26 protein-coding genes and 1 tRNA gene are annotated in these 20,597 nt (G+C 38.6%); 10 read left to right on the plus strand and 17 right to left on the minus strand.

Annotated features, from left to right (window positions below; genetic code table 11):
• The first annotated feature begins 441 nt into the window (after nt 1-441).
• Together N39L_RS19400 and N39L_RS19405 are read left to right on the plus strand one after the other, a co-directional pair.
• The gene (locus N39L_RS19400; protein WP_006617521.1) at nt 442-783 is read left to right on the plus strand and encodes a hypothetical protein; all 342 of its coding nucleotides are present in this window, start codon (nt 442-444) and stop codon (nt 781-783) included.
• 368 nt (nt 784-1,151) lie between these two features.
• Complete coding sequence (locus N39L_RS19405; protein ID WP_014276080.1) at nt 1,152-2,555, plus strand: site-specific integrase; 1,404 nt, start codon at nt 1,152-1,154, stop codon at nt 2,553-2,555.
• 1,002 nt (nt 2,556-3,557) lie between these two features.
• On the opposite strand, the gene N39L_RS19410 is transcribed toward N39L_RS19405, so the two are convergent.
• The 15 genes from N39L_RS19410 to N39L_RS19480 form a co-directional block, all read right to left on the minus strand.
• Nucleotides 3,558-3,878: a hypothetical protein gene (locus N39L_RS19410; RefSeq protein ID WP_014276082.1), complete on the minus strand. Its 321-nt coding sequence runs from the start codon at nt 3,876-3,878 to the stop codon at nt 3,558-3,560.
• Nucleotides 3,871-4,155, minus strand: coding sequence for a hypothetical protein (locus tag N39L_RS19415; protein ID WP_014276083.1), 285 nt, complete (start codon nt 4,153-4,155; stop codon nt 3,871-3,873). Before N39L_RS19415 ends, N39L_RS19410 begins: the two co-directional genes overlap by 8 nt.
• A gap of 18 nt (nt 4,156-4,173) precedes the next feature.
• Nucleotides 4,174-4,452, minus strand: a complete 279-nt coding sequence (locus N39L_RS19420; RefSeq protein ID WP_231851959.1) for a hypothetical protein — start codon at nt 4,450-4,452, stop codon at nt 4,174-4,176.
• A 62-nt stretch (nt 4,453-4,514) separates the two neighbouring features.
• A complete protein-coding gene (locus tag N39L_RS19425; protein WP_014276084.1) occupies nt 4,515-4,736 on the minus strand; it encodes a hypothetical protein in 222 nt (73 codons plus the stop codon).
• Nucleotides 4,737-4,748: 12 nt separating this feature from the next.
• Nucleotides 4,749-5,327, minus strand: a complete 579-nt coding sequence (locus N39L_RS19430; protein ID WP_014276085.1) for a hypothetical protein — start codon at nt 5,325-5,327, stop codon at nt 4,749-4,751.
• Entirely contained in the window at nt 5,324-5,944 is a 621-nt protein-coding gene (locus N39L_RS19435; RefSeq protein WP_014276086.1) for a hypothetical protein, read from the minus strand. The genes N39L_RS19430 and N39L_RS19435 overlap by 4 nt, the downstream gene beginning before the upstream one ends.
• Before the next feature lie 85 nt (nt 5,945-6,029).
• Nucleotides 6,030-6,743 carry a hypothetical protein gene (locus N39L_RS19440; RefSeq protein WP_014276087.1) on the minus strand — a complete coding sequence of 238 codons (714 nt, stop codon included), beginning with the start codon at nt 6,741-6,743 and terminating at the stop codon, nt 6,030-6,032.
• A 2-nt stretch (nt 6,744-6,745) separates the two neighbouring features.
• Nucleotides 6,746-7,072, minus strand: a complete 327-nt coding sequence (locus tag N39L_RS19445; RefSeq protein ID WP_014276088.1) for a hypothetical protein — start codon at nt 7,070-7,072, stop codon at nt 6,746-6,748.
• Entirely contained in the window at nt 7,065-7,469 is a 405-nt protein-coding gene (locus tag N39L_RS19450; protein ID WP_014276089.1) for a DUF1064 domain-containing protein, read from the minus strand. Before N39L_RS19450 ends, N39L_RS19445 begins: the two co-directional genes overlap by 8 nt.
• Complete coding sequence (locus tag N39L_RS19455; protein ID WP_014276090.1) at nt 7,459-7,809, minus strand: hypothetical protein; 351 nt, start codon at nt 7,807-7,809, stop codon at nt 7,459-7,461. The genes N39L_RS19450 and N39L_RS19455 overlap by 11 nt, the downstream gene beginning before the upstream one ends.
• Before the next feature lie 98 nt (nt 7,810-7,907).
• A complete protein-coding gene (locus N39L_RS19460; protein WP_014276091.1) occupies nt 7,908-8,372 on the minus strand; it encodes a hypothetical protein in 465 nt (154 codons plus the stop codon).
• A gap of 264 nt (nt 8,373-8,636) precedes the next feature.
• On the minus strand, nt 8,637-9,278 hold the full coding sequence (locus N39L_RS19465; RefSeq protein WP_014276092.1) for a hypothetical protein: 642 nt from the start codon (nt 9,276-9,278) through the stop codon (nt 8,637-8,639).
• Nucleotides 9,279-9,358: 80 nt separating this feature from the next.
• Nucleotides 9,359-9,604, minus strand: coding sequence for a hypothetical protein (locus N39L_RS19470; RefSeq protein WP_035736919.1), 246 nt, complete (start codon nt 9,602-9,604; stop codon nt 9,359-9,361).
• A 118-nt stretch (nt 9,605-9,722) separates the two neighbouring features.
• A complete protein-coding gene (locus N39L_RS19475; protein ID WP_014276094.1) occupies nt 9,723-11,378 on the minus strand; it encodes a hypothetical protein in 1,656 nt (551 codons plus the stop codon).
• Nucleotides 11,379-11,419: 41 nt separating this feature from the next.
• Complete coding sequence (locus N39L_RS19480) at nt 11,420-13,483, minus strand: hypothetical protein (protein WP_014276095.1); 2,064 nt, start codon at nt 13,481-13,483, stop codon at nt 11,420-11,422.
• 78 nt (nt 13,484-13,561) lie between these two features.
• Between N39L_RS19480 and N39L_RS19485 the strand changes: the two genes are divergently transcribed.
• From N39L_RS19485 to N39L_RS19510, 6 genes are all read left to right on the plus strand, one after another.
• A complete protein-coding gene (locus N39L_RS19485; protein WP_014276096.1) occupies nt 13,562-14,356 on the plus strand; it encodes a hypothetical protein in 795 nt (264 codons plus the stop codon).
• A 26-nt stretch (nt 14,357-14,382) separates the two neighbouring features.
• A complete protein-coding gene (locus tag N39L_RS19490) occupies nt 14,383-14,730 on the plus strand; it encodes a hypothetical protein (RefSeq protein WP_014276097.1) in 348 nt (115 codons plus the stop codon).
• A 66-nt stretch (nt 14,731-14,796) separates the two neighbouring features.
• Nucleotides 14,797-16,458, plus strand: coding sequence for a hypothetical protein (locus N39L_RS19495; protein ID WP_014276098.1), 1,662 nt, complete (start codon nt 14,797-14,799; stop codon nt 16,456-16,458).
• Between the two features lie 156 nt (nt 16,459-16,614).
• Nucleotides 16,615-17,331, plus strand: coding sequence for a tail fiber domain-containing protein (locus N39L_RS19500; protein WP_014276099.1), 717 nt, complete (start codon nt 16,615-16,617; stop codon nt 17,329-17,331).
• A gap of 11 nt (nt 17,332-17,342) precedes the next feature.
• Nucleotides 17,343-17,525 (plus strand): hypothetical protein, encoded by a 183-nt coding sequence (locus N39L_RS19505; RefSeq protein WP_126277469.1) that lies wholly within the window; start codon nt 17,343-17,345, stop codon nt 17,523-17,525.
• A 170-nt stretch (nt 17,526-17,695) separates the two neighbouring features.
• Entirely contained in the window at nt 17,696-17,950 is a 255-nt protein-coding gene (locus tag N39L_RS19510) for a hypothetical protein (protein ID WP_014274322.1), read from the plus strand.
• A gap of 387 nt (nt 17,951-18,337) precedes the next feature.
• Here N39L_RS19510 and N39L_RS19515 read toward each other — a convergent pair whose 3' ends face one another.
• Both N39L_RS19515 and N39L_RS19520 read right to left on the minus strand, forming a co-directional pair.
• Nucleotides 18,338-18,502 carry a hypothetical protein gene (locus N39L_RS19515; protein WP_167538957.1) on the minus strand — a complete coding sequence of 55 codons (165 nt, stop codon included), beginning with the start codon at nt 18,500-18,502 and terminating at the stop codon, nt 18,338-18,340.
• A gap of 375 nt (nt 18,503-18,877) precedes the next feature.
• Nucleotides 18,878-18,962, minus strand: a tRNA-Ser gene (locus tag N39L_RS19520).
• A 119-nt stretch (nt 18,963-19,081) separates the two neighbouring features.
• On the opposite strand from N39L_RS19520, the gene N39L_RS19525 reads away from it, so the two are divergent.
• A complete protein-coding gene (locus tag N39L_RS19525) occupies nt 19,082-19,687 on the plus strand; it encodes a hypothetical protein (protein ID WP_006616987.1) in 606 nt (201 codons plus the stop codon).
• Between the two features lie 65 nt (nt 19,688-19,752).
• Nucleotides 19,753-20,580, plus strand: coding sequence for a tetratricopeptide repeat protein (locus N39L_RS19530; RefSeq protein WP_014276101.1), 828 nt, complete (start codon nt 19,753-19,755; stop codon nt 20,578-20,580).
• The last annotated feature ends 17 nt before the right edge of the window (nt 20,581-20,597 follow it).

Below are 20,597 nucleotides of genomic sequence, written 5' to 3' on the forward strand. Positions count from 1 at the left end.
AGGTCGGGTATTTTTTTGTCCAATTAAACGGACAGGCAGGACAGGCAGCGGACAGGCAGATTTTTTTTTGCCTGTCCACCCTGTAATCCCCTTGGTATAGACGTTACAGCCACAGTGGACAGGCAGGACACCCAAAATTAATTTGTGATTTTTTTTATATCCAATACTGACCACATCTAAAATGGCCCGTTCTATGCTTTGGGCCTACTCTTTAACGGGCGACGGGGGCAGGACGCTTGTTAGTAATTGGCGGGTTTCGGGCTTAGGCGATCGCCTGTCAACTTATCAATGTACATTGATATAATAATCATCCTAGGCAAGGGACCGATACCCGACCAGATTAGTGGACAATAGCGGGCAAAATATAACCTTGTACTTGACACTTATCAATGTACAATGATATACATTATCAATGTACAATGATAGAGGTATAAAAATCCTATGGCTAACTACCATCCTGATACCAGTGGCTTAAAACAACCCAAATGGATCAACACCCCGACCCGCGCGATCCGAGTTCCGGATGTATTTGCAGAGGAACTATTGGCGATCGCTCATCAGATGGATCAGGGCGACGTGATTGAGATACCGGTAAACAGTAATGGCAACCACCAACCACCAGGTGAGCATAAGCCAAATCCGATCTACCAGCAGATAATTGATATCCTCTTACCTGCCACAAAATTGAAAGCTAATAATGGCGGCGCGATTAAATTGGAGATCGCCAAGGCTCTGACGCTGTTAGGAGTTGATGTCAAATTGACACAAAAAGGATTCCGTTAATCTTCTGAGATATCAATGTACATTGATATTTTGGCAGTTTGGGAGGCGATATGGTACAGGTTGGTTTAGGCTTGCATCCAGTCCCCAAAATTAACCAGTGTACTGGTGCAAGTTGTTCACATGACGCATATATAGGTACACAAAGGTTTGTGGATGGGGGCGGGGGGGTAAATTTCTGAAAATTTATTTTGGCTATAACTGCCTAAATTTATAGCCAAATTATAGCCAAATTATAGCCAAAGGTATTTGTGTAGGGGCTGAAACAACGGAGAGGGTGGGATTTGAACCCACTATAAAGCCTATAACCCCTATTCTACCGTTACTCTAGTGCACTCAAAAGCGATCGCATTATTAGGAGTTAGTGCAAAATGAGTGCAAGTACAAACAGTACACATAGTGGTACATATCAAGGCTTTCAAGACATTCTTGAGTTTTTCAACCTATCCCGCAAACAATGTCCCAAAGGTGTCAGGATTAAACGTAACCGGGGGACAATCCAACTAGACATCACCACTGACCCGGAAACGGGGGGACGTAAACAACGGGGCTGTAATTGTCAGTTTACCCCAGAGGGTATCCGCAAGGCTGTTGACAAGGCTTGGTTAGTTCATAAATCCCTTGACGGACAATTTCAGTCGGTGTCTGAATGGCTGGACTGGTACAAGGCTACTATCCTTGATGAAAACAAAACTCCCCTAAAGAATGACTTAATCACCTACCGTCAAGTGTTTAAAGAGATGGAGGATGATTACTTTAACGGAGTTCACAAAAACACTAAGCGCAAACGTTCCCGTGATATAGCTAGTGACAGAGCCTCTTTTAAGCGCTGTTTCTTAGATGTATTTAACAAAGTTACAAACTGGGATAGTTACGTTACCTGGGAGGGTATAAAAGAAACCTTGTATACTCCATTGCCAGACGGTAGCAGCCCGGTAGGACATAAGGATTTTAAGGACCGATATTACAAGTTAAGGCAGGTAGCGGAACGGGCTGGCTGCAAAAAAGCACTGGACAAGCTAGAAAAAATTGACCCTACCCAAACAGTATTTGCTGAATCCCAAAGTATAGACTTGGATACCTTGTTAAGTTTACTAGACAAAGAACGCAACGCTGATTATCGTTCTGTCACAGACAATAACGCTCGTGATGGTTGGTGTTGGGTTAGTGCAATGTGTACTTTATATGGGTTAAGACCGTCTGAAGTAGCAGCAGGTCAAAATTTAACTAAGCCAGTTAAGATTGATGGCATTACCTTCCCAGTCATATCTGACCCTACCAACATTGAGTTAGTGTTAGTGATTGGAGAATTTACCTATTTTGGGGGTTCTACTAAGACAGGCTGGCGGTTAGCTATCCCAATGTCAAAAGACAAGACTCTGATTAACCGCTTAGGGATTCATAACGTCTACTTACCTGTTACTAAGTCTAAAAACCCTGGTATGTTTAACGATAATCACCGTAAATGGTTATCACAACATAATTGGGGATTTACTCAAGCTTATGCTTTCCGTCATCTTGGTAACCAACTGGGAGAGATGAATGGGATACCACAGGAAATCAGAGCGCGTTCGTTTGGTCACTCGGTAACGGTTAATGACAGCAAGTACAAAAAACGTCGCAACCTTGCCACAGAGTTAGGTATCCTGACGCGGCATCAAAGGCAACCATTGCCGTTAGACATGGGAAGGCAAGTGTTAACCAATAATGGTATCAATCCAGACCTACCAGAGGTTAAGGCTATTCTCAGATTGCTATATCAGCTTGATGATTAATCTCCAATAAACCCACAATACAACACCCCCTAGGTATTTAGCCTAGGGGGTTTCATTTTGCACTAACTCCTAATAATGCGATCGCTTTTGAGTGCACTAGAGTAACGGTAGAATAGGGGTTATAGGCTTTATAGTGGGTTTCGTACCCAACATCTCCAATTAACTTAAACCCTTATCATTATTGCGATAGGAGGAAATTAACTAACCCGTTAGTCGTACTGTTACATTCAAAATGCACTCCATTCAGTCTTAGCACACGGGACAATTAGCGCATATCCCTCAGCAACAAAACTTAATTATTGACGGGTTAATCAATAAGCACAACTTAATCAATCTGTCAAATACCCATACCACCCCCCAACCAAACACCGATAGGGTAACTCTCTCGTGATACCCGTCAATGGCAAGCCTATCGGTTCGTTACGAACCATTGACTGCTATCACATCGGTCGCACCCCTAAGAGTGTTTGTTTCGGTTATGGGGGGAGGGTATGGCTCAAATTTCAAAACCCATAGGGGTAGTCAGATTATTGGTGAAATATTGAGGAGCCTACTCACTACCAACAAAATGCGATCGCATAATCTGAACTATCATCTACCGGAACCAACCCGATACCCCTAAACAACTTTTCAACTGGTGACTTGTTTCGTTATCTCTCGCTGATACCTACATAATCCTAGAGAATTGCTTTACCAGCGACAACGGTTATCCACATAATCCTAGGGAATTGACTCCCCATCGAAACCGATACCTACATACCGCTAGACAAGTCTCCAATTTATAGGGGTACTGAGTTCCGCACGGGATGATTACCCCTAATAGACGGGTTAAGGTTTTGGCTTAGGGTGTTTATTGTGGGTAAATTAGAGGCAAGCATTCATATAAATGATTTCCTGGCCTGGTTTTCCAGGCCTGGAAACAAAAAATATGCAAGCACCCCCTACAGTCAGAAACCATAGGGGGCCATTTAAGTTATTGGGGTAGCTGTTATCTGTTAGGTGTTAGGGTTTACTGCACTTAGTAATCATAGCGTTAGCTACATCTATTAACTTGTCTACAGTAACTTGGTCAGATTTTCCAACGTAGATGTGATGATTGACGCTACCATCCCACCCTTTGAGGTTCCAGTAGGTGAAACCATTAATTGAGACTTTTTTGCACAACGTAAATCGTTTACCATTAACCTCCACTGAAAAGGATTTATGGGTTTCTAGGTATTTAAACCATTCTAAAGAACCTACTTCGATACAGATATTACCATGACCTACCAGAAACCCTTTGTAAGACCCTGTTAGTGTGACTACCGGGAGTAGCTTAGGCATGAAAATCACCTCCCAGTAGGATATCGCTGTTATAGCCGTTAATGTTGAAATCAGAGGCAATAATGCCTGGTTGAGGTTGAGAGATAATTGGATACTGAGATTTTACCCATTTCTCGTGTACCATCATAAAATCAACAGCGGCGTTATGAGATATTTCGGCTAATGTCACCCTAGTATCTTGGTTAGCGTAGGGGATATCTCGTGACATCATTTGAATGTAAATCTCCCTAGCCATTTCTGCAATAACCATCATTTTCCCTTGTTCAAACTCATTCATGGCTTTATTTCCTATTGATTAATTGAACTTGTGATCATCATTATCGGGGTGATTTTGATTATTGTTGTGTTCTGTAATTTTTGCATCAAGCAAGGCTTCAATACCTTTGAGTAACTCGATTTCCGTGTTTAAAAAATGCCTGTGGATTTGAATAAATTCGACAATTTCGTCGAATTGTTCAGATGTGATAGCAAGTTCTACTAAGTCAAGTAATCCTACAACGTTAGGATTTAATCGATTACTCATGTAGCTATATTCTACTACGTTTAATCCGGGTGTACTTAATTTGATTGACATGGTTTTATCCTTTGATAGTGGTTAAGTTGTGATAGTTTAACGTCATTTCGGACGGGTTTAAATTATTCGATTTTGGTTAGTAAATGCTTAATATAATTAAGCTGTTTGAGCGATAATTGTTTTTTTGCTTCTGCTAAGGATAACTCAATCTCGCAATCATTCATTATTGAAATTAACGTTTCTTTAGCGTCTTCTCTGTTGGCGTTGTAGACTGTACTATCTACCATTTGTTTAAATGTTTTAAACCTTGCCTTTATAATGGCATTTGTGTTGGTTTGAGTCATTTTTTTGGTCTCCTATACGATGTGTTTCCAAACATTTTTGCCGTTCTGATTAATCATATTATATCCTCTATTTTTCATTAGATTAGTCAACTCTGAAACATTAACGCGACTATCAAGATATCCATCTGTTTTAGCTCTCTCAATGGCTTCTTTTAACGCTTTCGGGTCGATATCAGTTACAATCTCGGTTAACTCAGGACATCCCGCGTTAATTGCCTGGTTGTTTTGTTTCATTTTTGCCTCAATACTTTGAGTGATAAAACTGTCTAAAAATTGTTCAGTACCTGATGATATAGTCAAGATTTTTTCATTAACAAAATCCCAGTAATCATTGAAGCGTTTAATTGATTCATTGATAGATAATTGATAAATCAATGAATGGGTGACAATAATTTCACTTGATAACCTAGCGTTAATGATATCTTTTTTGTGTTTCTGTAGTTGTTTTTTGACCTTGCTGTATTGATTGCAGTTATCGATATTTCTCCAGAAAATTTCTAATTGAGATGATAATTTATCAAGCGTAATATCCTCTACATCGTTTAAATCACTTAACTCGTAACCATTGCCCCTATATTCCTCTGATGTCATAGTCTCTTTTTAAACCATATAGGAAACATCCGTCTTTTGAGTTCGTTTAACTCCCAAAATGTCCACAATGGATGTATTGAATTAATCACCTTTAAAGCGAAAGCATTAAAAATCATGTTAGTTCCCGGTGTCTGACTACTGATGGTTATTCGGCTATTTTTGCGGTTTAACACCTTGAAAAGCGATAACATATTCTCATTTTCAATTAATAAGCTAGGGGTGATATCTTCCCATACCAATATAAAATTTTTCTCAAATTCACATTGAAGGGGGTCATAAAATCGTTCATGTTGTATCTTGTTTCTTAGTGAAGCGAAAGTGCTATTAGCAAGCACCGAGGTTGTCTTGTATAGTTCAGATGCTACGGTAGCTATCTGTGACTTTCCAGTACCGCTAGACCCCCAAAGGAACAGGATGCCAGCTGTACTCATAAGGGTTACTGGAGACGCTATAAACGAGGTTACAATAGGGAATTGGATATCAGGATATGGTAGAACACAGACAGCCCTACACACCGATTCTATCTGTTTACCTAAATTGCCATCCGTGATTATTTCTTCTAGTTCAGATGACATCTGACTTCTAATTAGTCTATAATCAATATAGTCCTCAGACATGGTAGTAACCTCTTATCGCTCTTGACTTGTTGACATGGTATGGTGGTTATTCCCCCCTAAATATTTAGGGGGGATTTATTTGTGACTACATTAATCGCAGTAATTCAATTAATGCAATTAATACATTAGAATCAAGTTGTTTAACCTTGTTATAAAGACTCTCAAAGCTAGGGTCACAATCCAAAACCTTAGCCCCTTCTGTTAACCTTTCCTCGAAGGTTTTGTATTTTGCCTTTCCATTAAATCCTGCTTTATTTTTAGTTTTGGATTCAATGAAAGCGTCAATATCTCCGATTGAGTAAGTAGCGACAGATTGATTGAATGGATTAATACATTCAATATAGAATATGTTGGTACATTCTATTTCCAGGTCAGCAATGCTATCGGTCTCTAGTATTTTGTTAGCTGGCCTTACCGATGATTGTCCTAGGTTGATAGTGGCAGTGAACATCATAGACCCGTCAGTTAATCCTGTATCGCTTTCGATTATTTTAAGCAATGCAAGCTCCAGTACTGTAGGGGTGTATTCTCGTTTTTTGCCGTTATATTCAGTCTCGTATTTTTCAATACAAAACCGTACAGCAATTAATTCTTTATCACCTTTGGAGTAACTCCAATCCCTATCATTGAAATTCTGAAAATCACCTGATACACCTTTCCCGAATATCCATAGGTGAGGTGGCTTTATCCGTATTTGTGCATAATCAACAATTATAAAGGTTCCCGTTTCACCGGGCTTAACTGCACTGCAATAACTAAATTTATCGCCCTGTTTTTTGCCGTAATATCCGATACTCATGATTAACTATCCTTTGATGATTGATTGATTGTTTTTGAGATTTTTTTACAGACATCCCAAAACTGAGAATTCCCAACAATTGAAACTGGTAATTTTCCCTCATCATTTAATTTAACTGTACAGGTTCCCCTGTAACCTCCACGAGGAAAATACGAACCCATATAGGAGTAGGTTAAATCCTTGACTTGTGAAGTTTGATGGTCCTCAATAGGGGTTAGTATCCGGTAGGCTATTTGAGTGGTTTCATACTCAAATAAATGCGGGTTATAGGTAGCACTTAACAGCTCTCCCGTGATATCAAAAATCCCTCTGTAGTGTAGTTTATTCATTGTTTGTCCTTGGAATTTCTAAGTTGTTTAAAATCTCCTGAAACTCGTCGATATTGATAAATGAGATGCCTTGCCATTGATAAGATGTCCCCCTTATAACAAACCAACACTGATTGACTAAGCCAGGATTAAGGTACTGTAATAACTGCATTTTTAGCTTAAATGAATCAGTTAATACTCCCTTAACTTCGATGTAACGATTAAAGAACGGACTATAAAAATCTGGAATCCAGGTGATATTTTTCCAAGGTTTTGCATGTTCAATTAATGTCATTTTAGGGTGAACAATTAATTGATTATCATGTTTTCTTAGAAGGTGATAAACCCTACATTCAAATGCACTTGGAAAATAATAGCCGTCTATTTTTTGTCCTCTAGCATTGTATTTATTTTTCATCTTTTGGGTACACTCCGAAAGATGTATTAGGATTATCAGGTTCTCTATCCCCGCCGTTTTCGGCTTGATATATATTCCATTCTTCTCTGTAGAACTCTAGGGCTTCTGTACAAATTTCCTCAAGTTTGTCAGGATGTAATGGGATTAATTTTTTAAGAATTTCGCCTATAAAATAAGCGATAAAATCCTTATCAAACTTAACTAAAGTTGATTGCCATGTAAAAGTTTTTCCGTCTGAAATTGGAACTTTGATATATAGGGAATGACCGATATACATCAAGGGGGTTAACGCGATGTTTCGTAGGTTAAGCCTAACCTCGGACCAATGACGTGGTATCATGCTATGATTTCCTGATGCTTAGTGGCTACCGCTTATGTGCTTTTAAAATAGAGTCCCTAAAAAATTTACACATAAGCGGTTTTGTTTTTGGTGTGGGATTAATCTAACCAACTAGAAAATGGGTTGACTTCATTATCTTCATCCTCTAAATCACTCTCAGAGCCCAATAGATGGTCTTCGAGGGCGTTAATATCATCTTGGATGGCTCCCGTAACCTTACGAGGTAGCTTTACTCCACCTGCTTTTAATAGCGTCAGGATTGCGTTGGTGACTCGTTTAAGTGTGGCAATCTCTGAATATGTCAGATAAAAGGTATTTGAGTTGATAATCTCCGACGTTTGGAGTTTGTTGGTCAATGATTGAATTAATGAAGTTTTGGGGTAAGGAAGGTAAGTATTAACCAACTCCAGAAACTTAGTAAACTGATTAAACCGACTCAACGTCTCAATGTATTCTGTAGGAGTTAATACTTTATTAGTATTAACATTAGTTACATTTTCTACAGTTACGTTACCTTCAATTGATTTTGTAACTGTATAGTTACCTTGCTCTTTTGAATTCATGTCAGTGATTTAAAACTCATTGACAAAATCATTTTTTAAAAATACGATTGAGTTATTGAGTTTTAAATCACTGTATTTAATTAAAATCATCTTATTTGATTAGTTTATTTTTAATAAACATAAATTATACAATTTACACTTATTTATAAAATAATCAAATATCACATTAAGTATATATAGAATGTACAAATAATAACAAATACAAAATACCCGTTAACTCACAAAATAGGATTAACGGGTATATAATTAGCAACAAGATAGTTATTATGGATTCGTGCCTGTTTTTCCTGGTAAAGCGCTTTGGTCTCCTGTTACTTGATTAGCTGCTTCAGTTTTGCCTGCGGTTAGTTCTCCTAGGTTATTGAGGGTAATTTCAGATTCAGCCGGAATACGAAACATTGAGTTATAGGTTCTAATGCTTGAGGGTTTTTTACCCCAATAATGCGCAAAAACATATAACAGGGAACTAATTGAGAAAATTTGAGGAACTTTTAAACCAATAAATCTTAGTTTTCTTTCGCCCGCGTTAGTTCCTGATGTGCGATATGTTCTCCAGACTCCCTGCATATCTGCAGGAGCTTCCACAAAGATTTTTGTGTACTCTATACGTTTGTATGACCTAACTCTGGTCCCTCGTAGAATATTACGCCTATTAGAAGAAGTTGACGGAGTTCCACTAACAGCAGGTCTCCAGATAGTTAAGGCTCGCACCTCTGCGGGTTCTAGTGTTACGGCGTTATTAGATAGCGTATGAAGCAGCAACATAGGCATTGGGATAACATACTTTGATGTCTTGTCTACTGGAGCCTCAACCATCAAACTCCTACCGATACAAGTACCGCTCGGTTGCGCTAGTTTAGCAGCAAAAGCTACTTTATATTTATCGTAAGCATCATTTAATGGCATAATTTAACCTCATTAATTATCAAACAAAACTTTAGATAGGTAGACATTAACACTATTGTTGTCTACCTAGTTAATGAACCCTAGTCAACAAAAACAGCGATGGCTTGTACATCGATAGAGCCATCAGTAACATCCAAAACATCATCAGTAGGGATTGTTAGGGATACTGTCACAGCTCCAGTTGCCATGTTGCGGGTATAAGCTGTAACTACCGTTACACCATTAGGGTTTCTAGTTGCGTTTATCTGTGCACGTTGAACTTGCTCGATAATTTCTAGCAATTGGTGTTCGAGAGTAGCACCGTTAAGAGTTACTGGACTAGCCATAATCATCACCTTTAATCAGTTAATACATAGAGCCTAGCATCATTAACTGAATTTGTCTGTTAACTATTTGATATATCAGATGCTACATATATGTAGCTTCTATTCAATGAAAACTACATTAGGCTGTAGTTGGTGGTTGGTTCCCGGTTTTCATCTCTAACGATGTCCTCGTAGCTGTTCTGATTACATCATCTACCCACTTAGGTTTCTTCTCAAAATGTAAAGGAATTTTGACTTTAGACTTCCTAGGGTCTTTGTACATTGCCAAAACACTATTCTCTCCCATATCGATTTTGGCTTGTTCAAATTTATCAATTAATTCCCAGTTAAGTATTTTCACTTCACTGATATACATTTTGCTCTCTTTGATTCTTTTCGCATTTTCCCTACCGCCAAAACCTTTCCTTTCCTCAAATAGTAAAGGATAAACAATTGAAGAATTTGTTAATTGTACTAAATCCTTACAAATTCTTTCAGCGTCAGATTTAGAGCTTTCATTCACAAAAAATGAAAATTTCCTACCATTTCTTAATTGACAGGTTACTTTGATATTGCCTTTAGTAAATGCCGATTTACTAGGTTGAGTAAATATCCTTTGTAATTTATCCCAGGTTATTTCGTGTCTTTCTACTGATGGGAGTTCTATTTGAGTTTTTTGTAGTTTTGACCGTCTTTCCTTAGTCCAATATGGAGGTTTTTCGTAATTGTACAAAATGAAGGTTAACTGAATTTTTAAATTACTGCTATTCGGAACTTCAGAGATATCACCGGAACCCACAAATTGACCAATATCTCTATTCCCTAATATTTCAGTTTGAGCTAACACATTTGCTACATTTTCTTGAAGGTTTCTTAATGATGATACTAGTCTAAATCGCTCTCCACCATTTTCTACAACCGCGTTAACTAACTGTTGCTGTCTATTTTCCTCAATGCGTTGCAAGGCAATATATTCATCTAATCCTTGAGCAACTAAAATAATTGCTTCTTTACAGTTATCTGAGAATTCATCCCAGAATTCCTCGGAACTGTCTTGGTTCCAAATGGTGTTAATATTTCCATCATATTTTTCTGGTAATTTCTCCCTAGCTTCCCTTCTCTGTTTACCGAAACTCCATTCTTCACCTTTTTCGTCACCCCACTTTTCAATCGTTCCTTTACCACCAGGAACCATTGAAACAATAGCCGTTGCAAGTGTTGAAGGACTTTTATCTAAAAACATTTTAACAACCCGTCTACCATGTTTAAACAGTTGCCATGCTATGGCTTTCATAGCCATGTTAAATGACTGTTTAACGTATGAGCCGAAAGCTGTAGATACTTCCATAAGCATTTCAGGTCCCTTGCTTAAGGCAATGTGCATAGCAGCGGCTTTGTTGATAAATGCAATACCAATGGTAGGCAATACTCCACAAACTAATTTACCTGCCATATTACCCAAAAAACCGGCGGTAGTACTAATAAATTGATTAGCAATATTCATCATATTTTTGTCTATCTGTTCATCTGATATATTCCAGTTGAAATTCCAGAAACTATCCCAATTAGACGTGATAAATCGTGCTACTTTCTCAAAACTAAAGTTAGATAAAAACTTAGTAATTCCTTCCCATAACCAACCTCCAAAACTTTTGCCCCATTCAACTACTTTACCAGTTATTTTTGCCCATAGCTTGCCAAACCAACCCATCTCTTGAGTAGATGTTCTCTGAGCTAAATTAACTTGTCTAACGCCATTCCTACCTATACTGCTACGAGTTTGACGGCTAGACAAGCTACGAGTACTCCTTAGCATTCTTGCACTTCTGGCAACCATTACAAAGTTCCTCTTAGTGGGTTATCGCCGTCAATCAATTCGGTTTCTATCTTGATATCAGGAAAGTCTTTTTTCAATAATTCTTTAACTTTATTAGTCTCTTGCTCTCTAATCTCGTCTTGTTTTTTCATTGAATCATATAACCTAGTTAAATCAGCTAATATGTCTTTTGACGGGTCATTACCATTAACTTGTAAAGTACCTTGCGCTCTAACTATTGAGAATATTTCCTTTATTTGATTTAAGGCTGTCTGTAGTGTTTCTTTCGCGTTCTTTTGATTAGTGATTTTAACTTTACTTTCGTTAGGTTCTAGTAGTTCCTCAAAATTATCAGCCTCTGGAGTAAACGCTGTTTTTAGTTTCTCGTATTTTTCCTCGGTTTCAAATCCTAAATAGTCTAATATTTCCGAGACTTCCCTACCAGCTTTAAAGGCTGCCGCGTGCGCCAAACCTGCTTCATGTAAACAGGTTAAAACAGCGTTTTGGGTCACTTGGTGACTAATAGCTATCTCCATTACCATCCCGAATATTTCAGCAATTGATTCAGCTAAGTTAGGTAATTTGATTTCCGCGTGTTCCTGTTCTTTGGTCATCAAATTTACGTCATCAATCTCGACTTTAACTTCAAATTCACCCCATCTTTCGTCATCGATGTCAAATCGATACATTAACCATTCTGGCAATGTGTTTATTCGTTTAATTCTGTTCTCTGGATTATCAGCATTAACCGTGATTTTTTCAGGCATTTCAGCCGGAAAGGATTCAGGGTCTAGGAACTCGTAAATCCTTCTAATCATTCCACAGCATTCTTCGTTCATATCTGGTATTGTTATTGTTACTCTTTTTCTTTTTCTTCTAGTGTATTCTATTTCACATATAGGGTCATAAACATATAAACCTGACCAAGTATTGTAATTAAGCCATTGTAGTTTACACGGTAATATTCCAAAACCCCAAAACGCTCGCTCTGTAGCCAACCCTGTTCCTTGCTTAAAAGTATAGTATCTATTTTTATAGCCATAGATAACCGGACCCATCCATGACCATTTATAATCAAATGTTTTGCGGTCATAACTTACTCTGTTCCCTGGAAGATAATAAATCTTTGTAAAGGCCATTTCAGTCCAAGGGTTTGTATGCAGGCTTAAAAAAGTCTGTAAATATTTACCACGAATATATATAGCGGCTAAATCAAAAGGCGTAGTTAAATCGCCTTCAGAGTAATCTCCTTCATGATAATCCACAGGAGAAAGTTCCTCGAACTCACAAATAACATTATGTGATGTCATTGACTCCCATATTATTGTTTCCACTTCTCGCCGCCACCGCCGTGGCAGTAAACTCCTACGTCCAGAACGGCTTAAGTTACTAAAAGTTGGTGGATAGCTTGAGTCTCGATATACCCTACTAAACTCATAACTTTGTTGGAAAGTAAGGCTAAAGCCATCATTTGATTTATCTAATGATGCTTGAAAATCGTTTTTTTCAAACCTATCATAATTACCGTATCCGAAGATATATGGTTGGTAACCTGAACTTTCTCCATAACGAGGATAGGCATAGGGCAATAAATAATAACAATCATCCCTAACACTTGTGGTTTCCTCGATTAATTCATCTAAATAGCTTGCGTTATCGCCTTGATTATCTGAACTTCTACCTTTATCATCATCTACCTCGTCACCGCTATTAGGACCGCCAAAACCTCTACCAGCGCCACCCTTTCCCCTAGGTTTTTTTCCTCCCTTTGGTTCATCTCTGTTTGGTGGTTCCTTGACAGTTGCCTCTTTTTTAATATCCTCTCTTTTTTCCCTTTCTTCAGCTTCTCTTTTTTTGTGATATTCATCTGCATCCCAGTATTCAGGAGCTACATATTTAGAATCACTTATAAATTTGTTTCGAGTATCTAATTCCCTCCCGTATGGGTCTCCAGTCCAACCTCGAAACGGGTCTCCTAGTTTACCGGGGTCATCGTTTAATCTAAAGGGAGCTGTGTCATATCTAACTCCCGAGCGAGGTCTAACCTTTGGTTTGTCTCTAATCGTCCGTCTGTCTCTAACCATATTAACGTTTTGTACTAAGTTTAATAGTATTATATGATAGTATAATTATGTTACTAAATCCATTAAATAAGGGAAATCATGAGAGGTGTTAAAAATATCGCGGCTCATATAAACGCTGCTAACTGGAGTAACGCCATAGAGTTATTTAACGGGACTATTTTAGAATCATTAATAACAGAAAGATATAAATATGATATCGGTATTTACAGCTATATATCATCGTTAAACGCTAGGTGTTATATCCCTAATATTGCACAATCAAAAATACCCAAAATTTACCCGGAAGATAGCTATTATCAACGGTGGGAAAAAAAACAGGAAGTTTTGCAGGGAGCGGTAGATTTACAAATATTTTATGGGAATATGGCAACAGAAAACGGGTTAAATTTAGGGATTGTCAAATTGCCATATTATGGAGGCATTCACACCGAAAACCTGTTAATTGAATTAATCACTAATCAAAACGAAGGTTTAGCAATTGATAGCAACTCAATAGTTAAAGCTAGGTGTTTAACTCAGTTACATAACAATGATTCTATTAATATTTTGGGCATGGCTGAATATCAACTCGATACAGTTCCTAAAACCCCTACATTGACACAACCCGAAAATTTTGGGGTGATAATAGGCAATACCCCCACGTTAGTTAGACCCTCAAATATTAATCGGTATAGGTTGCACTTACAAAACGTAGGTTCTGTAGGGGTATGGTTTTGTCACGGCGATATCAGTAACTGTGTACCTTATCAATGCCTATATTTACCTCCTAACGCTGGGTGGGATGATGAACTAAAATCAACAGCTTCTATCTATGCTATAACTGAGGATAGCGTAACCAATATTGTTGGATTAGAACAAACAATAAATTGGTAAATTTTACTTTGATTTAGGAGTTTATTATGAGTTTCTCAGTTTATAGTTCTGTTGTCAATTTAGACACTCTAAATATGAGCAGTAAAATACAGGGAACACCGACAACTACAGCGATAAGTTTGACTGCTAACACTATCACGGAAGTTGTGCCTATCAATGCTACCAGTAACGGTAGAACGGTGTTTGTAAAGAATCGGTCAAATACCAATGTACATCTAATATTTGACCCTACAGGTGATAGCGTGTCAGACGCTGCATTTTCGGTTAAGCCAGGTGATACCATCTCAATAACGTGGGGTAGAACTAAGTTACAGGCGATAGCAGAATCTAACGCTAATATCAGCGTTACAATTATCGAATATATCGATATGTAATCATCAAATAAATGGCTAGTATTAAGTTATTAGCCATTTAATTAAATAATCAATATAGAGGCAGTTATGACTAATTTCAACATTTACTCTAGTAAGTTTGGGCAATCAACCGATGACTTGCCAGAAGGTGAAGTTAATCTGTATTTAACTAATGAACGGATACAAGCAGTTATTGACTCCAATACTAATTTAGTCAAATTAACTCAGTTAACTTGGAATAATATTACTAATAAACCTGGCACTTTCCCCCCATCTACTCATTCCCATAGCTGGACTGAAATAACGTCCAAACCGTCTACGTTTACTCCATCAGAACATACACATACTATTGCTAATGTTACAGGACTTCAAAGTACATTAGACGGTAAAGAGCCTACTTTTACCAAAAGTACAGCATTTAACAAAAATTTTGGAACAACTATTGGAACTGTTACAGAAGGTAACGATGTCAGATTATCAAATGCTAGAACACCAACTAGCCATACACATACCTTATCTCAAATAACAAATTCAGGTAATGTTGCTGCCATTGATACAAATGGCAGTACATCTAACTATTTACGCGGCGATGGTGTTTGGGTAACACCTCCTAATACAACCTATTCTGCGGGAACTGGCTTAACTTTAGTAGGAACTGAGTTTAGAAACACCGCCCCAAACGTATCCACCAACCTCTCTATAAGCACTACAACCAATACGTTAACCGTTAACAGTTCTGACGGTACTAATGCTGTATTACCTGCTGCTACAACAACCGTTGCAGGTGTAATGTCGAACGCTGATAAGACAAAGCTGGATGGGATTGCGGCAGGCGCACAAGTAAATGTAGCAACTAATTTAGGAGTAACAGCAGGAACAACAGCAGGTCCTGTAGTTACATCATCAACAGGAACTAATGTTACTTTACCTACAGCTAGTGCAACTAATTCAGGGATAATTACAACTGGGAATCAGACATGGACAGGAGTTAAAACATTTAATTCATTAATTACCGGGTCAATAAGTGGAAACGCCGGAACAGCAACAGCACTTCAAACAGCAAGAACAATCAATGGAATAAGTTTTAATGGAACAGCAAATATTACTACTGTAAACTGGGGAACTGCTCGGACTTTAACAATTGGTTCTACAGGCAAATCAGTAAACGGCTCTGGAAATGTAAGTTGGAGTTTAGCAGAAATTGGTGCTTTACCAAATCTTTCAATAACTGTAACAGGAGATTGGAATGATGTGTTAACAACAGGTTTTTATCGAGGGAGTTCTCTTTTAAATCAAAGTCCGGGAAGTTCATGGCGTTTTTGTACTGTACAAAGACATAATGATTCTTGGATTTCTCAAACAATGATACCTTTTGGAGGAGAAGGTATTTATCAAAGAAATCGTGTAAATGGAGTCTGGAGTAGCTGGCAACAATTAGCTTTTACAAGCTCTAATATTACAGGTAATGCAGCAACTGCAACCACGCTTCAAACTGCTAGAACAATTAATGGGACTTCGTTTAATGGTAGTGCCAATATAACAATAACTGCCAATACTCCTAATACATTAACAAATGGTACGGGATTAACTGGAAATAATTTTAATGGGAGTACTGCCACAACATGGGCGGTTGCTTATGGCACTACAGCAAACACAGCCTGTCAAGGTAATGATAGTAGATTATCTGACGCTAGGACTCCCACAACGCACACACATTCAAATATTACATTAACTGCAGGTGATGGTTGATCCGGAGGAGGAACTTTAGCAGCTAATAGAACAATTAATGTAGATTCAACTGTAGTTAGAACTACAGGTAATCAAACTTTAACAGGAATTAAAACATTTAACATAACAAATAATCCAGTAACTTTTGCAACTAATGAAAGTTTTCCTGATGGAAATATGCTTATTGATTTTAATGTTTGGAGGGGGTTTGACATCCGCCGGATAGGCTCTACTGCTGGTTCGGCAAGTTTAGTACTAAATAGTAGAGTTGGAGGAAATAGCTGGGCGTTTTCTCATCAAGGGAATTATTCTATGCAATTAGAAGCAGATAATAATCCTAGAGTATTTATATATCATGGTATTAATTTTCATCAAAGCGATTGGCGAGCTGTTCCTAACGATAGATGTTCAATACAAGTATACAACGGACAGACATATTTTACAAAGAGCTCAACTCTTTCTTCATCATCTGGAGTACATACTAGATTTAGAGTAGGAGACACAAATGTATCTTATATTAACGATAATGGAGACTACGTTAAAGGTAGCTCTGATCTTAAATTCAAAACACTTTTATCAAAACCAACTCTAGGGTTAAGCGAAATTAACGCATTGACAGTCACGTGGTTTAAGTATAATGAACTTGCAGCATTTCATGGCTTTAATCCAAGTACAGAACAATTTGGGTTAATTGCTCAAGAAGTACAAAATATATACCCTAACGCAGTTGAAGTGGTTAAAAATGACCATACAGATAGTCCTGAAGTTGACGACAAAAAAATAGATTACTTAACAATCATGTATGATAAACTGATACCATTAGTGATTGCGGCAATTCAGGAATTATCAGAAAAAATCGACAAATTGGAAAATATGCTAAACACTCAACAATAAATTAACAGATAATGCCTAATGCACTTGATATATCTGAAAGTAATTGGTTTAAAGTTTATGAACTTAATTTCAGGATAGAAGATGATAGCTACACGGTACTAAAAAATTACCTGACATTTCTGGCAGTAAATTTATCAGGATATTATTTGACGCTGACAGTGTACCCGTGTACTGGAAAATGGCAGGGTGGTTAAAATTTTACACATACAATGATGTGAAGCAGAATATGATGGTTAAACGTGAAATTATATGGCTTAATGAATATCAAATAATTGAATCACCGCCGTACAGCAATTTTTACGCTTCATTTTCTCCACTAGAAAGAATTAAATGGTTTACACTTCATTTTTGGAAATTAATATAAATGAACTTGGTAATAGTTGAATTAGGGTTAATTATTGTCGCGATTATTATCAGTATGTTCATTACGCATACAGGAAACCTAATTATTGAGAATAGGTTAGACGGTATCCAAAATAGCCTAAATTATTTGATTAGATATGTTAATGATTTTATGCCATCAACAGTTTGTAAAAAACAGTTAGAAGATAAAAAGCAATCACCCCCTCTTCCAATTAACAGAGATGATATTGATGATGATGGTTGGAGAAAACCCTAAACCCTAACACCTAACAGATAACAGCTACCCCAATAACTTAAATGGCCCCCTATGGTTTCTGACTGTAGGGGGTGCTTGCATATTTTTTGTTTCCTGGCCTGGAAAACCAGGCCAGGAAATCATTTATATGAATGCTTGCCTCTAATTTACCTACAATAAACACCCTAAGCCAAAACCTTAACCCGTCTATTAGGGGTAATCATCCCGTGCGGAACTCAGTACCCCTATAAATTGGAGACTTGTCTAGCGGTATGTAGGTATCGGTTTCGATGGGGAGTCAATTCCCTAGGATTATGTGGATAACCGTTGTCGCTGGTAAAGCAATTCTCTAGGATTATGTAGGTATCAGCGAGAGATAACGAAACAAGTCACCAGTTGAAAAGTTGTTTAGGGGTATCGGGTTGGTTCCGGTAGATGATAGTTCAGATTATGCGATCGCATTTTGTTGGTAGTGAGTAGGCTCCTCAATATTTCACCAATAATCTGACTCCCACAGGGAACCAGGTAGGCGGTCTGATATCTTTGTACATTGATAGGAGTATCGTTGTACATTGATAACCTAGTGGGTTCCCCTATGGGTTGTTTTTGAGCCATATCCTCCCCCTAACCGAAACAGACATATTAAGGGAACTGACCGTTGCGATAACAGTCAACAGTGACGCTAGGAACCGCTAGGCTTGCTGTTGACGGGTATCGCTAGGGAAGTACCCTATCGGTGTTGGGTTAGGGGGAGATAGTAGGCATTTGACAGATTGATTAAGTTGTGCTTATTGATTAACCCGTCAATAATTAAGTTTTGTTGCTAAGGGATATGCACTAATCGTCCCGTGTGCTAAGACTGAATGGAGTGCATATTGAATGTAACGGTACGACTATCGGGTTAAAGCAATTCCCGCGATAGTAGTCAGGATAAGGGTTTAAGTTAATCGGAGAGGGTGGGATTTGAACCCACGGAACCTTGCGGCTCACTCGATTTCAAGTCGAGCGCGATCGACCACTCTGCCACCTCTCCAAGGGTATCTGATCATTACCCATTATAACACAAATCTGCTGATATTAGCCATCAATTTGTCTTGGTATGCCGATAAATGATATAAGAGATAATTATCATATCTTGATGAAATCAGAACCTTGGCTGAATATCTGGACATCCTAGACCAAACGGCGCGATCGCTAAAATCTCGGGGCGATCGCGTTTCTCCTGACCAGGTGGTTAATGCTTTATTAGAGGCGGAAAAGGCGGGTCGCCAAAACCGGAAACCTCACCCCTTCGAGAGTTTGTATGGGTGTTGGCAATTATATTTCATTACCGGAACCAAAAAAACTCGCGCTAAAGCAGGGGTGATTATGGGGGCGGGTCGTTATCTGCCGGGGCTAGTTGGTGTATTATTAAACTATTCCCCAGTTTCGGGGGTGGAAAGCGGCGATCGCCAACCCTTTGAAGCCGGTAGAATCGAAAACCAAATCCAAGTCGGACTAATGACATTAACTGTTAGCGGTCCGGCTAAGTTTTTGGAGAAAAATGATATTCTGGCTTTTGATTTTACCCGCCTAGCGGTGGAAGCGGTGGGGATAAAACTTTATGATAACTATATTCGTGGTGGGAAAACTAGCGAGGAAAATTTTGATCAACGCCTAGTTAAAGACCAGGCTTTTTTTGCCTATTTCCTAATTCGAGAAAACTTGATCGCCGCTAGAGGGCGAGGGGGAGGGTTGGCGCTATGGGTAAAAGTCTGAGGTAGGCTGGTCAATCGGCGGCTAATTTGGGTATAATTTCAGGTTGTTGTGGCTTTTTTTTAATGATGCGCCGATTGATACTTTTTCTAACCGTGGTATTTTGCTGGCTATGGCTAGGGGTAGTATCGCCATATAATTTAGCCTGGGCTGCTACTGAAACCGTAGGGGAAACGGTAGCGGAAATCTCAACTTTATCATTGGATGAACTACTAGAGAGGGCTTTTTCCACTAGCCAAGCGGGACGGTTTCCCGAAGCAGAGAGTTACTGGACTGAAATTATTAATCGTTACCCGGATAACCCGGCTATGTGGAGTAACCGAGGTAATGTCCGAGTTAGCCAAAACCGCCTCACGGAAGCAATAGGGGACTATAACCGGGCTATTGAATTAGCGCCGACGGCGGCGGACGCTTACCTTAACCGGGGAGTGGCTTATGAGGGTTTGGGGCGTTGGTCTGATGCGATCGCTGACTATAATCGGACTTTAGAATTGAGTCCCTCTGATGCGATCGCCTATAATAATCGAGGTAATGCGGAAGCCGGACAGAAAAACTGGGAAGCGGCGATCGCCGACTATTTCCAGGCGGCGGAATTAGACCCTAATTATGCTTTTGCTAGGGCTAACTACGCCCTGGCTTTGTATGAAAGTGGAGAAACTAAAGAAGCTATCCGCAACATCAAAAATCTGATTCGTAAATATCCCAATTTTGCCGATATGCGGGCAGCTTTAACCGCCTGTTTGTGGGATAGTGGTAAAATAGGGGAAGCCGAAAGTAATTGGGTGGCGGCGATTGGATTAGACCCCCGTTATCGAGATATTGATTGGGTAGCTAATATCCGCCGTTGGCCTCCGGCTTTGGTGGAAGCCTTAGACAGATTTTTGAACCTCAAATAAGCGGAAAGTTCCGAGGA

It is taken from the genome of Limnospira platensis NIES-39, assembly GCF_026000695.1.
GTDB classification, from domain to species: Bacteria; Cyanobacteriota; Cyanobacteriia; order Cyanobacteriales; family Microcoleaceae; genus Limnospira; species Limnospira platensis.